The sequence below is a fragment of the Postechiella marina genome (genome assembly GCF_039538365.1).
GTDB classification, from domain to species: domain Bacteria; phylum Bacteroidota; class Bacteroidia; order Flavobacteriales; family Flavobacteriaceae; genus Postechiella; species Postechiella marina.
On record NZ_BAABCA010000005.1, the window covers coordinates 393847 to 406762 of the forward strand.

Annotated in this window: 10 protein-coding genes; 3 read left to right on the forward strand and 7 right to left on the reverse strand. The window is 31.9% G+C overall.

Features of this window, described 5'->3' with window-relative positions; genetic code table 11:
* Positions 1-105 precede the first annotated feature (105 nt).
* Entirely contained in the window at positions 106-1704 is a 1599-nt protein-coding gene (locus tag ABD715_RS13170) for a tetratricopeptide repeat protein (RefSeq protein ID WP_344788734.1), read from the forward strand.
* Positions 1705-1768: 64 nt separating this feature from the next.
* Here ABD715_RS13170 and ABD715_RS13175 read toward each other — a convergent pair whose 3' ends face one another.
* From ABD715_RS13175 to ABD715_RS13205, 7 genes are all read right to left on the reverse strand, one after another.
* Positions 1769-3238: a sulfatase family protein gene (locus tag ABD715_RS13175; protein WP_344788735.1), complete on the reverse strand. Its 1470-nt coding sequence runs from the start codon at positions 3236-3238 to the stop codon at positions 1769-1771.
* Positions 3239-3331: 93 nt separating this feature from the next.
* Positions 3332-4216, reverse strand: a complete 885-nt coding sequence (locus ABD715_RS13180) for a family 16 glycosylhydrolase (RefSeq protein WP_344788736.1) — start codon at positions 4214-4216, stop codon at positions 3332-3334.
* Positions 4217-4400: 184 nt separating this feature from the next.
* The gene (locus ABD715_RS13185; protein ID WP_344788737.1) at positions 4401-6002 is read right to left on the reverse strand and encodes an arylsulfatase; all 1602 of its coding nucleotides are present in this window, start codon (positions 6000-6002) and stop codon (positions 4401-4403) included.
* 26 nt (positions 6003-6028) lie between these two features.
* The gene (locus ABD715_RS13190; RefSeq protein WP_344788738.1) at positions 6029-7444 is read right to left on the reverse strand and encodes a sulfatase family protein; all 1416 of its coding nucleotides are present in this window, start codon (positions 7442-7444) and stop codon (positions 6029-6031) included.
* 22 nt (positions 7445-7466) lie between these two features.
* Positions 7467-8894 carry a sulfatase family protein gene (locus tag ABD715_RS13195; RefSeq protein WP_344788739.1) on the reverse strand — a complete coding sequence of 476 codons (1428 nt, stop codon included), beginning with the start codon at positions 8892-8894 and terminating at the stop codon, positions 7467-7469.
* A gap of 2 nt (positions 8895-8896) precedes the next feature.
* Positions 8897-9145, reverse strand: a complete 249-nt coding sequence (locus ABD715_RS13200; RefSeq protein WP_344788740.1) for a hypothetical protein — start codon at positions 9143-9145, stop codon at positions 8897-8899.
* Between the two features lie 54 nt (positions 9146-9199).
* Positions 9200-10747: a sulfatase family protein gene (locus ABD715_RS13205; RefSeq protein WP_344788741.1), complete on the reverse strand. Its 1548-nt coding sequence runs from the start codon at positions 10745-10747 to the stop codon at positions 9200-9202.
* A 342-nt stretch (positions 10748-11089) separates the two neighbouring features.
* Between ABD715_RS13205 and ABD715_RS13210 the strand changes: the two genes are divergently transcribed.
* Positions 11090-11770: a hypothetical protein gene (locus tag ABD715_RS13210; RefSeq protein WP_344788742.1), complete on the forward strand. Its 681-nt coding sequence runs from the start codon at positions 11090-11092 to the stop codon at positions 11768-11770.
* Between the two features lie 148 nt (positions 11771-11918).
* Positions 11919-12707 carry a DUF2971 domain-containing protein gene (locus tag ABD715_RS13215; protein ID WP_344788743.1) on the forward strand — a complete coding sequence of 263 codons (789 nt, stop codon included), beginning with the start codon at positions 11919-11921 and terminating at the stop codon, positions 12705-12707.
* The last annotated feature ends 209 nt before the right edge of the window (positions 12708-12916 follow it).

Below are 12916 nucleotides of genomic sequence, written 5' to 3' on the forward strand. Positions count from 1 at the left end.
CATAGCAATGACAATTTTATTGCTTTTTTTAACTTAGCATTATATAATATTATTTATATTTATATATCACAAAATCAACATTATACAATTACATCCAACCTATCAATGTCATTTAACCTTATAAAAAGCATCTTTCAAGTTGGATGCTTCTTACTAACTAACGTATTACTAGCACAACAAAGTTCTTCAGAAGTAAATTCTGCAATAAAAACAGATTCTATTCAGATTAAATTAAATACCGATTTAGAATATTTTACTAAAAAAAAGGATACACTAGAAATTGTAAATACCAGAATTAAACGAATAAAATATTACTCGAAAAAAGGCTTATATAGCAAAAGTTACGACGAAGTATGGCAATCGCTCCATTTATTAGAGTCTCCTAAATTTTTAACTCAACGCATAGAAATACTTGATAGATTAATTTCTCTTTACATAATTTTTGAACAAAAAGATAAAGCTTACAAAAATCTTGAAAAGTCTATAAATCTAGTTAAAAACAATAGTTTAAACGAAAAAGACAAGTCTAAGCTACTAGCCAGATTATATAACTTAGAAGCTTGGATAGAGATTAGACTGACTTCAAATTATGATAAAGCAGAAGCATTAGCGTTAAAAAGTATAGAAGCATACAAAAAAACAACAGCTATAATTCCTGACTATTCACAAATACAACTTGCTCATATTTATATAAAAAACGAAAAATTAAAAGAGGCTAAAAACATTCTCTTTAAGTTACAAAAGGATTACCCATTACCACTAAAACCAATACATGCTCTGTTACACGAACGTATTGGCCAGTACTATGACGCAAAAAAAGAACGAGATTCTGCCATTTATTACTTTAAAACAAGTTTAGCAGCTATTGATAAATTTGAAAATCATCCTGATAAGAAATTACAAGTAGCAAAAAAGCTATCAGAAAATTATTTAGCTATAAAAAACTACAAACTAGCATATAAATACTTGCTATTAACCTCCAATATAAACGACAAAATTTTTAGCTTTAGCAAATCTCAAAATAAAGAGTTGTTTGAAATAAAAAACAAATACGAGTCTCAACTACAAGAAAACAAAGAAGCCATAAAATCTCAACAAATTAAAATTTTAGAAAATGAAAAGGTATTTTGGCGACTAAGAGTAATACTAATTGTCTTATTTTTATTTAGTGCGTTTGGCTTTGTATTTTTCTATTTTAATCGACGAAGCAGAATTAAAATTTTAAATCAAGATTTTATCAATCAAAGACAAAAAGATGAAATAGCAAAGCAAGATGAAATTTTAGAGTTAAAAAACAAAGAATTACTAACTTCTGCTTTGCAACTTTTAGAGCGCGACACATTGCAAGAAGACATAAAAAAACAGCTTAATACCTTACATGTAAAAGGCGATAATATAGCTATAATAAAAGGTATAAAGAATGCCTTAAAAACAAGTACAACAGGAAAATGGAAAGAATTTCAAGCACATTTTACAAAAGTTAACGACTCCTTTTTTTCGTCTTTAAAAGTCCAGTATCCCCTACTTACTCCTACCGATTTAAAAATGTGTGCCTTTATTAAATTGGGTTTTTCTAGCAAAGACATGGCTCAAATTATGGGTATTACTGTTGAGGGTATTAACACATCTAGAAGCAGGTTAAGAAAGAAAATGAGTTTAGATAGAAAAGTAGTTCTTTCTGAATTTTTACAAAGTTTCTCGTAAAGCAAAAAAAAGCGCTAGCAACATAATATGCTGTTAGCGCTTCTTACTTATCTTTATTTAGTTTTTACTCTATTTCTAAAAGCTCCTTTTTCTTTGCTTTTTCTAATAACTCTTCATAAAGTGTTTTATACATTTGTAAGCGTTTTTTTTGATAGGCATTTGCTTGTAAAAATATGTTTCCCATATTTTCTTTATTCCAATCGTTCCATAGCTTAGCCAATTCTTTTCTTAATTTTGGAGATTTAGCTATTATATCATTGTCCTCAAAAGGATCTTTTTCCATATTAAACAACTCACTTACTTTACTTTTATTACGCTTTAAATACTTTCCGTTTTCTGTTCTTACAGCCCAAGCAGCGCCATCTTGCATTCTCCAGTATAAAGCTTCGTGCGGAGAACCTTTCTTTTCTCCTTTTAAATATGGTATTAAATTAACACCTTCTAAAGCATGTCCAGAGGTATCGCCATTACCCAAAGCCACTGCAGTAGCAGCAATATCTAATGCCGATACTAAACCATCAAACTCCCCTGTTTTTAAATTACCATTAGGCCAATGTACTAAAAAAGGCACATGAGATCCGCCTTCGTACATACTACCTTTTCCTTCTTTAAAGTTACCGTTACTAGCAAAATTTTCTCCTTTTTTTCTTGGCCCACCGTTATCCGACAAGAAGAAAATTAATGTATTGTCTAATTTACCAGATTTTTTAAGCGACTCTATAACAATACCAACACCCTGATCTAATTCATCAACCATAGCAGCATATACTCTGCGTTTTTTATCTTTTATAAAATTGTATTTCTCTATAGTTTCTTTTGGAGCTTCTAATGGTAAATGTGGTGCGTTATAAGCTAAATACAAACAAAATGGTTTATCGCTAGTTGACACAAAATTAGCTGCATCTTTACTTAATGCTGTTGTTAAATACTCATTAAACTCACCAGCCTTATTATTACGTGTTAATGGCCAGTAGCTTCCTTCATTAGCACTGTAATGTGGTTTACCGTTTTTAGGATTTATAAGATCCATGTGAGTCTTTACATTCTCTGGAAAATAAGAATGACCTCCAGAAAGAAATCCGTAAAAATAATCGAAACCTCGATTATTTGGATGAAACGTATCCGACCCTCCTAAATGCCATTTACCAACAACACCTGTTTTATATCCCGACTTTTGTAAGCGATTCGCAAATGTTTGCTCTGTTAATGGTAAACCGTTATACATATCGTAAAAAGAATTTGTAAGGTTTATTTCCATACCAAAACGCGCTTGATAGCGTCCTGTTATTAAACCCGCTCTAGATGGCCCACAATATGGATGCGTTACATAACCATTTTTTACAACTACACCATTATTAGCAAGCTTATCTAAATTAGGCGTTTGTATGTCTTTAGAACCTGTAAAACCTAAATCTGCATACCCTAAATCATCTGCTAGAATTACCAGAATATTTGGTTTTTCGGTTTGTGCAATTATAGTTTGAATTGAAAACAACATAATCAATCCTAAAAAAGTAGTACTATATTTCTTCATATTATATATATTAACTTTTCAAAATTGATAAAAAATGGTGTGACAAAAAACAACAAATGAACCAATGTACACTCCATTTGAGCTAAACATAGATTAATTTACTAATTTCCATGAACGTACCCAATTGTAAGTGGTTGTTCTATCTGCTTTACTACCAGACATACCTCCATCTGCAGGTACCGGGTTCCAGTCGTAAGTTTCTACAACCATTCTTAAATGCATAGGAATATTAAAATCTGACGGTGGTGTTACTTTTTTAACCAATTTTCCGTCTAAGAAAAATAAAATCTCATCTTTACTTTTCCACCATACACCGTAAACATGAAAATCATCATAAACTTTACCTCCTGCATCAGCTCCACCTTTACTAGTTCCTTTTACATAATCGCATCCTTCAGGAATGTTTCTGCTATGGGTATTAGAATTCATTCTTTGGTCAAAATTTTTCATCCAAGCTGCATCGTTTACAATTTCGCCTACACATTCTTGAATATCTAATTCTGTTGTTCTTCTATCGCAACCCTTAACACCTTTATTTTCATTAATTAACCAAAATGTAGACGACATAAAAGTTTTGTTAGCTTTCATTTCGCATTCGTAATAACCATACTTCATACCATTTCTAGAACCAACATAACCGCCTCCATGCGTAAATGTTTTTCCATTTTTAACAACATCTTTTTCCATTTTGGTGGTTGTAATTTCTAAAGCACCGTTTTTAACCTTTACATTTTCTGGAAGAAATAAACCCGGAGCTCTACCTTTCCATCCTTGTCCAGAACTTTGCCATTTGCTATTATTTAACGTTTTACCATTAAATTCATCTGACATATTTTTTACTAACTTCCACTTTGCTCCATTTGGTTTTGGATCTTCTCCTTTTTTAAACTGAGGTCCTTTTTGAGCAAAAGTTAAACTAGCCAACATAAGAAAAGTTATAGCTAAAGATTTTTTGACTGTTTTTTTAAACATGCGCATGAGTTGTATTTTTTAAGTTTGAAAATTAATATGAATACAAATTAATATCTACTGTATAATAATAAAAACCTAAAAACCATTTGTACTTAATATAAATACAATATTGCTCTTATTAGCCAATAATTATAGGTTTTTGGATTATTACAAAGCCCAATACTTAATAAAAAGCAACTATACTTTCACTCTACTTTTTAATAACACCAACGCGTTTAGCCCATTTTACCCATATTTTTGTCATTTCTTGTAATTTTTCTGGATATTGAGACGCCAAATTAAAACGCTCGGTAGGGTCTTCTTGTAAATTGTATAACTCCCATTTTTTAGCATGCTTATCATCTCTTGAAAAAGCTATTTTCCATACGCCTTTTCTATACGCTTTGTTTGTACCATGCTCAACAAACCACTCGTCTCTATCCAAACTTTTATTATTAAAAACGGGTAATAAACTAACGCCTTCCATTGGCTTAATTTTATTTCCGTTATATGTCTTAGGATATGTTCCTTTTGCTGCTTCTAATATGGTTGGCATTACATCAATAATACTTGCCACCTCTGTTTTAATTTTATCTTTTAATTTAAACCCATTTGGCCAATGCACAATAAAAGGTGTTGCAACACCACCTTGATGCCCCGACTTTTTATATTTTCTATAAGGCGTATTACTTAAATTTGCCCATGAGCCACCATAACTCATATAAGTTGATGCTGGCCCAGACATTACACCTGGTATATTTCCTGTAGATACTGTTTTGCCATCTAAAGTTTCGGTTACCTCTTTGGCATTCACCCATTTTTTAACGCCTTTTAAAAGCTCATCGCAACCTCCATTATCCGACAGAAATAAAATTAACGTATTATCGAGTGCGTTTTCCGTTTTTAGTTTCTCTAAAATACGTCCAATACCTTGATCCATATTATCAATTTGTGCTGCATAAGTCATCATACGTTGTAACTCCCATGCTTTATTTTCAATAATATCCCAAGGCTTAGCGTTTGGATTTCTTTTACTTAATTGCGTGTGTTTAGCAACAACACCTAAATTTTTCATTCTAACCAAACGTTCTTCTCTTAAAACATCCCAACCTTTATTAAATACGCCTTTGTATTTATCTATATCTTTTTGTAGAGCGTGCAAAGGCCAATGTGGTGCTGTGTATGCCACGTAAAAGAAAAATGGTTTGTCTTTCTTTTCTTTAAAATGTCTATTAAGACATGTTACTGTAGAATCTGAAATGGCATCGGTATAATAAAAATCATCCTCTACACTTAACTTTACAGTTTTATTGTTGTAAGTTAAAGTATGAGGTTCAAAATAACTGCCTGCACCTCTAATTGTTCCAAAAAAATTATCAAAACCTCTCTGATTGGGCCAATTGTGCATATCGTCTTTCGTACTAGAATCTGCTACATGCCATTTACCTGTCATGTATGTAGCGTAATCATTAGATTTTAAAACTTCTGCTATAGTTACCGCTTTTTCACTTAAATCGCCATGACCATTCCCAACCATACCACCAACACCTGCTTGATGAGGGTATAACCCTGTTAATATTGAAGCTCGTGTGGGGCAGCATCTAGCATTGTTATAAAACTGACTAAAACGCACACCGTTTTTAGCCAAAGCATCTAAGTTTGGGGTTTGTATTTCGCCACCATAACAACCAATATCAGAATATCCCATATCATCAGCCATTATTAAAATAATATTTGGCTTTTTTTGAGCAAATAGGTTTATAAAGGCTAAAAAAAGTAGCCCACAAATATTAAACTGAATTTTATGTATCATAATAAAATATGTTATTTATAGAAAAACTAATCGTCTGGATTAACAATATTTGTCCAATCTGGATATGTAACCCTATCTTGATCTTGAATTTTTCTCCCTCCATTTATTATAGGAGCTGGCGGAGCTTTATCAAGTACTTTTTGAAGGTTCTTTTTTGCTTTTTGAGCTACTAAATTACCTGTATCTAGTATAAGGTTATTTTTCTCGTGCAAATCGTTAGGAACATCGTATAAACTTCCGTCTTCATAAAGTTTATACGATTGGTTTCGAACAAACTGAGTACCTTTAAATTTACCCCAATAAGGCTGATATTGCCAAAACACCCAATCTCTTGGCATGCTAGTTTCCCCTTTAAGTTGTGCTAAAAAACTACGTCCATCAATAGGATCGTTTGCTTTAGGCTTAATATTAGCAGCATCAGCAATTGTGGTATAAAAATCTGTAAAATCTACTAAATCGTCACTTACACCTCCATTAGGCGTATGCCCTTTCCAATAGGCAACCAATGGTACATGTGTTCCCATATCTACCGTTCTTCCTTTAGCCCCACTAACATTTTGCCCTTTCCATTTAGATGTAATTGAAGCTGTTCCGTTATCTGAAGTAAACATAATTATAGTATTATCTAACTGGCCAATAGCTTCTACTTTTTTTACAATTTTACCTACTAATTTATCTAAATAATTTACCATAGCCACATAATTGGCTTTTTTCAAGATTTTATCTTTTGGAGTTTTATTAGCTGCCTGATCTTTGGGCTGGTTACCTATTGTATCTGGTGTTGGCACAAAAGGGCTATGCACCAAGACGGTAGGGTAATAGACGAAAAAAGGCTCATTTTTATTTTTTTCTATAAAATCACAAACAAAATCGGACATAATATCGGGTCCGTATTTATCTTTATTATCCTCTATAGTTAAAAATTTTCCATTTTGAAGCAATGGCGGACTCCAAAAACGCTCTCCTCCATTTACCCCTGTTTTTCTTGTAGTAACCTGCCATAAACACGACTGATCGAACCCTGCCTTTTGAGGCCTATCTTTATCTAAATGTCCTTCTGCTTTGTGATAAAGCCCGTTTAACTGCCATTTACCAGCAATAGCAGTTTTATAGCCTGCTTCCTGCATTAAATTACCAAAGGTTTTATCTTTAGGGTTTAAATAACCAAAATGCGTATAGTTTCTAAAATTATACTGACCTGTCATTATTTTTACACGTGAAGGTGTACAAATTGGTGTAGAATAGCAGTGATTAAATTTAATACCTTTTAAAGCTAAAGCATCAATATTTGGTGTATTATAATCTTGAGCTCCGTAAGTTCCAAAACAATTCCAACTTACATCGTCTGCCATTATTAAAATAACATTTGGTTTTCTTTGTGCATAAATTTGAAACATGAAAAAGCACACTAAAAACTTAAAAAAGTTAACTTTATTGATCATAAATTGGGTTGTTTTTACATTTTTAATGCTTAGCAATATCTTTTTCTAAATCTGCATCAAAACTCATCATACGATTTAAAAGCGCTTTGGCTTTATTAGGATTATCATCTATAACGTTTTTAGACTCTGATATATCTTCTTTTAAATTAAACAATTTGATTTTATCTTCTTCTAAGTTTGCTTTTCGCCAAGATGCTTTTCTGTATCCATTAATTAAATACTTCCAGTCTTGTATACGAACACCATCAATTTTAGTTGAATTTGAACCATAAAAATACATTTCTTTTCTTGGCGATTTTTTTGTTTTTCCTTTTAAAAAATCAGAAACATTATGACCATCAAACACTCTATCTTTTGGCATAGCAATATTGGCGTAACTTGCTATGGTTGGAAATATATCTAAGGCCGATACAATCTCGTCGCTTACTTGTCCAGACGGTATATCGTTTGGTGCCCAAATAATAGCTGGAACACGTTGTCCGCCTTCGTAAGTATCAAATTTACGTCCTTTTAATGGTTTAGCAGATCCATGACTGTTCGGTCCATTATCAGACGTAAAAACAACTAAAGTATTTTTATCTAATCCGTTATCTTTTAAAGCCTTCATAACCTCACCCACACTCCAATCTATTTCTTGAACAGCATCATAAAAAGGGGAAGTACCACTAGAACCTTTAAATTTCTCGCCTGCATAAATAGGTACATGCGGAAAAGCATGTGCAAAGTATAAGAAAAATGGTTTTTTCTTATTTTTTTCTATAAACGACACCGCTTCTTTAGTGTATCGTTCTGTTAATGTACCTTGATTTGTAGGGTATTCTACAATCTCGTTTCCGCGCATTAATGGTGGTTTATTCTTTAACCTATCTCTTGCTTCTTTAGCCGATTTTGTTTCTAATATATTAAGATCTTCGTGCATTTTAGCTAGCGTATAACCATCATTTAAAACAATATTTGGAGAAATATCTATACCAGATGCAATAGACATATTGTTACTATACGGTATACCAAAATAAGAGTCGAATCCCTGATTAAGCGGTAAGTATTGTTTATCGTGACCTAAATGCCATTTACCAACCAGAGCGGTTGCATAGTTTTTCTCTTTTAACAATTCTGCTATTGTTATTTCGTCTGTTGGGAGTCCTTTTTCATTTTTTCTGGGAAACAATACACCAGGCACACCTACACGTTTAGGCAATCTGCCTGTTAGTAAAGCTGCTCGAGATGGCGAACACACCGAAGAAGCCACATAAAAGCTTGTTAGTTTTATACCCTCTTCTGCCATTTTATCTATGTTTGGCGTCTTTAATTTATTGGACCCGAAACAACTTAAATCTTCATAACCCTGATCGTCTGTAAAAATGATAATAATATTTTTTTGTTGGGCTTCGATTTTAAAAACACTCGATAACAACACAAAAAAGGAAACAATACTTAATAATTTTCTCATAATTATATTATTTTTTTTGATTTTGCTCCCAGAGGAGGTTTGGTATAATAATTAACTCTTCGACTTTCTGTGGGTTTGCTTGAGCCTACTACATGTGCTGGTTGGCTAGTTATTGTATTTGGCTTAATTGTATTTGGCGTTTCTATTTCGCCTCCATAGGCTCCAATGTTAGAGCAACCAATGTTGTCTCCCATTATTAAAACAATATTAGGCAGGTTTTCTTTAGTTTGAGCAAAACCAATGGGAATCACAAAAAAAAGAATTATAGACATTAACAATTGCAAACTGTGTTTATACATATTACACTATTGGTTTTTTATATTATTTGGTTTTTTCCCTGTTTTAAACCACTCTACTAAAAGTAAATATTTTTTAGTTCTAGCTTCGCCTTCGTAACTTTCAAAAACATCTCCATTACCAAACATTCTTGGGTCTTCTTGTCTTTTTAATTCGTCAAAAAGCTCGTTATGCAACTTCGTTTTTAATGTTTTATACTTTGTGTTAAATGCCAAATTATTTAAGCATTCTGGGTCTTTCTTTAAATCGTATAACTCTTCTTGAGCCCTTTTACCGTAACACAATTTAAAAGGCAAACTAGAATGTGGTAATGTTTTGGTATACTTCTTTGTTGGGCTCTTATCTGTATCTCTATAATCGGCTTCTGGATTGCCACATGGCCAACGCTCTGGATGAAAGTTATAAGAATAAACAAAATCTTGATTATGTATACTACGCACCGGATATCCCCAACCATTTGGTCTGCTAGGGTCGTTTCTTTCTCGCCCTGTAATTACATGGTCTCTGTTTTTACTTGATTTATTATTAAAAATATCGACTAAACTTTTGCCTTCTATTTTTACCATACCACTTCCCTTTTCCTTAACATTTGCAATATCTAAAATGGTTGGTGCTATATCTGTAAAACTTGCAAAATTATTTACAACACGACCCGGTTTTACAATGTGTTTTGGCCATTTTACAGCAAAAGGTACTCGTGTAGCAAAATCGAAAGGATGCCCTTTATACCTAGGAAAAGGCATGCCATTATCTGACGTAACAATAATTAGAGTATTATCTAGTTCGCCTTTACTTTTTAAATAGTCTAATATTTTTCCTAAATGATTGTCAAAATGCTCTACCTCTACTGCGTAATCAAGAATATCGTGTTTTACAGCTTCAGAATTACCCCAAAAGGTTGGTAAAAAATCAATATCCGATAGTTTTTTACCATTTTTAACTCCAGATTTAAATTGATAACTTCGGTGAGGTTCTTTACAGCCATACCAAAAGAAAAAAGGAGTCTCATTAGGTTTTTCATCTAAAAAGGTTTTAAAATTTGCTGCATAATCTATTTTATTAATACCTGAAGCGGGCACATTTTTATTTTTAATAGCGTTGTATTCTTTTCCTGTAAGTGCTCTTTTCTTACCTTTTTTAAACATACCTGGTCCCCAACCTTTGCCTGTATAACCTGTTTTATATCCGTTTTCGCCTAAAACCTCTATAAAACTTTTAAATTTATCTGGCCAAATTGGTGTTAAATTTGCTGCATTTTCTATTTGCCAAGGGTTTCGTCCTGTTACCAATACCGCTCTAGATGGCGAACATTTACTGCTAGGCGTAAACATATTATTAAACAACAAACCTTCTTTAGATATTTTATCAAAATGTGGTGTTTTTAAAAACTTGTATCCATAAGCACTTGCATGAGACATATCGTCTGCAATGGCAAACAATATGTTTGGTTGTTTAGGTTGTGCTATTAATAACTCGTTTACAAACAAAGTTATAAGCAATAAGCCCTTTAATACTTTTGGCGTTTTAATACGGTTACTTACTTTTTTTAAACTCATAGGTTTTTATTGCTATAAAACTTTTAGTTAGGTTTATTAATTCTGCTTTTTTCGGGCTTGTTTATTTTTCAAATTTCTATTTAATAAACAAAACATAAGACTTCATATGTTTTAGTTAACACCATTTATGGCCTACTCTTTTTATATTGCTTAGTACTTTTTAAATACTATAATTGCAATTTACAGTCTAGCCATTAAAATAGCGTGCTTTACACTTAGTATAGACTTAATACACCACTTAATAAGACCATATATAAAACAAATAAACACGACGCATAGCTTGGTTTTCTTTTTTTAACCATAAAATAATTTACCTTTGCTTTAAGATAAAACTTTACTTTTTTGATAAAAAAACACAGCTTTTTTATACTAATTGCTCTTCCTATATTTTGGTATTTAATACATGCTAAAAATTACAATAGGTTAGCAAAACCAAATGTTACGTTTGTTATAGATTCTACTCGGTATTTATCTAAATTCGATTTTAACTATGTAAAATCTAAAACAAGTAAAATAGAAAACCATGTTGATGTTTATACCAAAGTTTGCAAATTAAAAAACAGAATACCCAAGGCTTTTATTTCTAAATTTTTAAGTAGCCAGAAAACAGTTATAGGAGACCAAGAATACTTAGACCCTAATAATTTTGATGCCTTTTGTTTTAAAGCATATAAAGAATTTCCCGCTTACAACTTGTTTACTTTTACTTACGAAAATGGTACCTGTTGTAAAACACTTTATGCGGTTACCACAGAAAAAAAATCGTTAAAAATTATTAACATGGGCGCTATAGCTTTTACAGGAGACGAAAGCGGATGGTTAGGCGATAAATACGGAAAATGGATTAGCAACGATATTATGGATATGATGACTATATCGTATTACGATGACGATTTTAACCCAAATAACAACAACTCTAGAATAGATACTACTTGGTCTATTATTAGAATAGATAAATTAGGTTTTTTTAAAGAATACGCCTATAAACGTGTAAGATATTTAGATGGCAGGAAAATTGAATAACTTTTTTTATAGCTATTATTAACCTCCATAATTAAAATAGGTAAAATCTTGCTTTCTCTGTTAATTATAGTATTTTCGTACAGATTAAAACTTTAGTATGTATTACTGTTGTGGTAATACTATTGTTAGGCATTATTAAAACCAACCAATGAACATTCCATTTTTTAAAGGTTCAGCATATAAATTTTGTTCAATTGAAACATTGAATTTAATAATTGAACACGAAAAATTAAGATTCACAAGAGGAGACCAATTTAACGACCCATATGAAGCTAATCCATATTTAGTACCTACAGAATGGTCTAAAATTGTAAAAGAAGACAAATCGAATACTGATGTTGTGAAAGCTCTTGCAAATGAAGCGTTTATTAGACTCAGTAGTAAAATTTACATTACCTGCTTTTCGAAATCTTATATTGACAAAACATCTAAATTAATGTGGTCACACTATGGAAATTCTCATAAAGGTGCGTGTTTTGAAATTGAATTTCCTGAACTAACTCAAGAGAATTATTCTGGAGGAGACCCAGTACCAATTGAAATCACTTATTGCAATTCATTAAGAAACGAAAGAGATTCTAGAAATATGGAAAGTGAGGATTTACCACTTTACCTAGCGACTTACAAATCTGATGTTTGGGAATATGAACAAGAGGTTCGTTTAGTAATTCATAAAGAAGGTTTTGACTCTAAAAAATTCAATGAAGTAAATGATGGAAAAAATATCGATGTTGTTCTTAATATTAATGAAATAAAAAAAGTAGTATTCGGAGTAAAATCTGACCCAAAAGAGATTATGGAAACTGTAAAACTATTTTGTGACAAAGGGCATTTACCGAATTTTCATAGATTGGACATAAATCCAATAACTTTGGAAACTTACGAATATGACCTCGGACTGAAAGAGGAAATATTAAAGTACAATGCGGAAAAATAACAATGCCTAACATGGTGTATAAAACATAGCTAATAAGCACTAAACCGAAAGGTTTGTGTATACTTAGAAAGACCGCCAAATTTTTAATTTGGCTTTTAAAAAGAGAAAAATTAAAAACAAAATATAAAAATTCGGCTCTGTGTTTATCCGAAAGGTTAGTGTCTTTTTGCACGCTACGTTTAATACACAAGTCCGTTACCTGCAAGTTG

Bases quoted from the DNA above. Each gene is read 5' to 3' on its own strand.
- ABD715_RS13205 (WP_344788741.1), bottom strand. From the start codon at position 10,747: ATGAGTTTAAAAAAAGTAAGTAACCGTATTAAAACGCCAAAAGTATTA.
- ABD715_RS13190 (WP_344788738.1), bottom strand. From the start codon at position 7,444: ATGATCAATAAAGTTAACTTTTTTAAGTTTTTAGTGTGCTTTTTCATG.
- ABD715_RS13170 (WP_344788734.1), top strand. From the start codon at position 106: ATGTCATTTAACCTTATAAAAAGCATCTTTCAAGTTGGATGCTTCTTA.
- ABD715_RS13180 (WP_344788736.1), bottom strand. From the start codon at position 4,216: ATGCGCATGTTTAAAAAAACAGTCAAAAAATCTTTAGCTATAACTTTT.
- ABD715_RS13195 (WP_344788739.1), bottom strand. From the start codon at position 8,894: ATGAGAAAATTATTAAGTATTGTTTCCTTTTTTGTGTTGTTATCGAGT.
- ABD715_RS13185 (WP_344788737.1), bottom strand. From the start codon at position 6,002: ATGATACATAAAATTCAGTTTAATATTTGTGGGCTACTTTTTTTAGCC.
- ABD715_RS13215 (WP_344788743.1), top strand. From the start codon at position 11,919: ATGAACATTCCATTTTTTAAAGGTTCAGCATATAAATTTTGTTCAATT.
- ABD715_RS13175 (WP_344788735.1), bottom strand. From the start codon at position 3,238: ATGAAGAAATATAGTACTACTTTTTTAGGATTGATTATGTTGTTTTCA.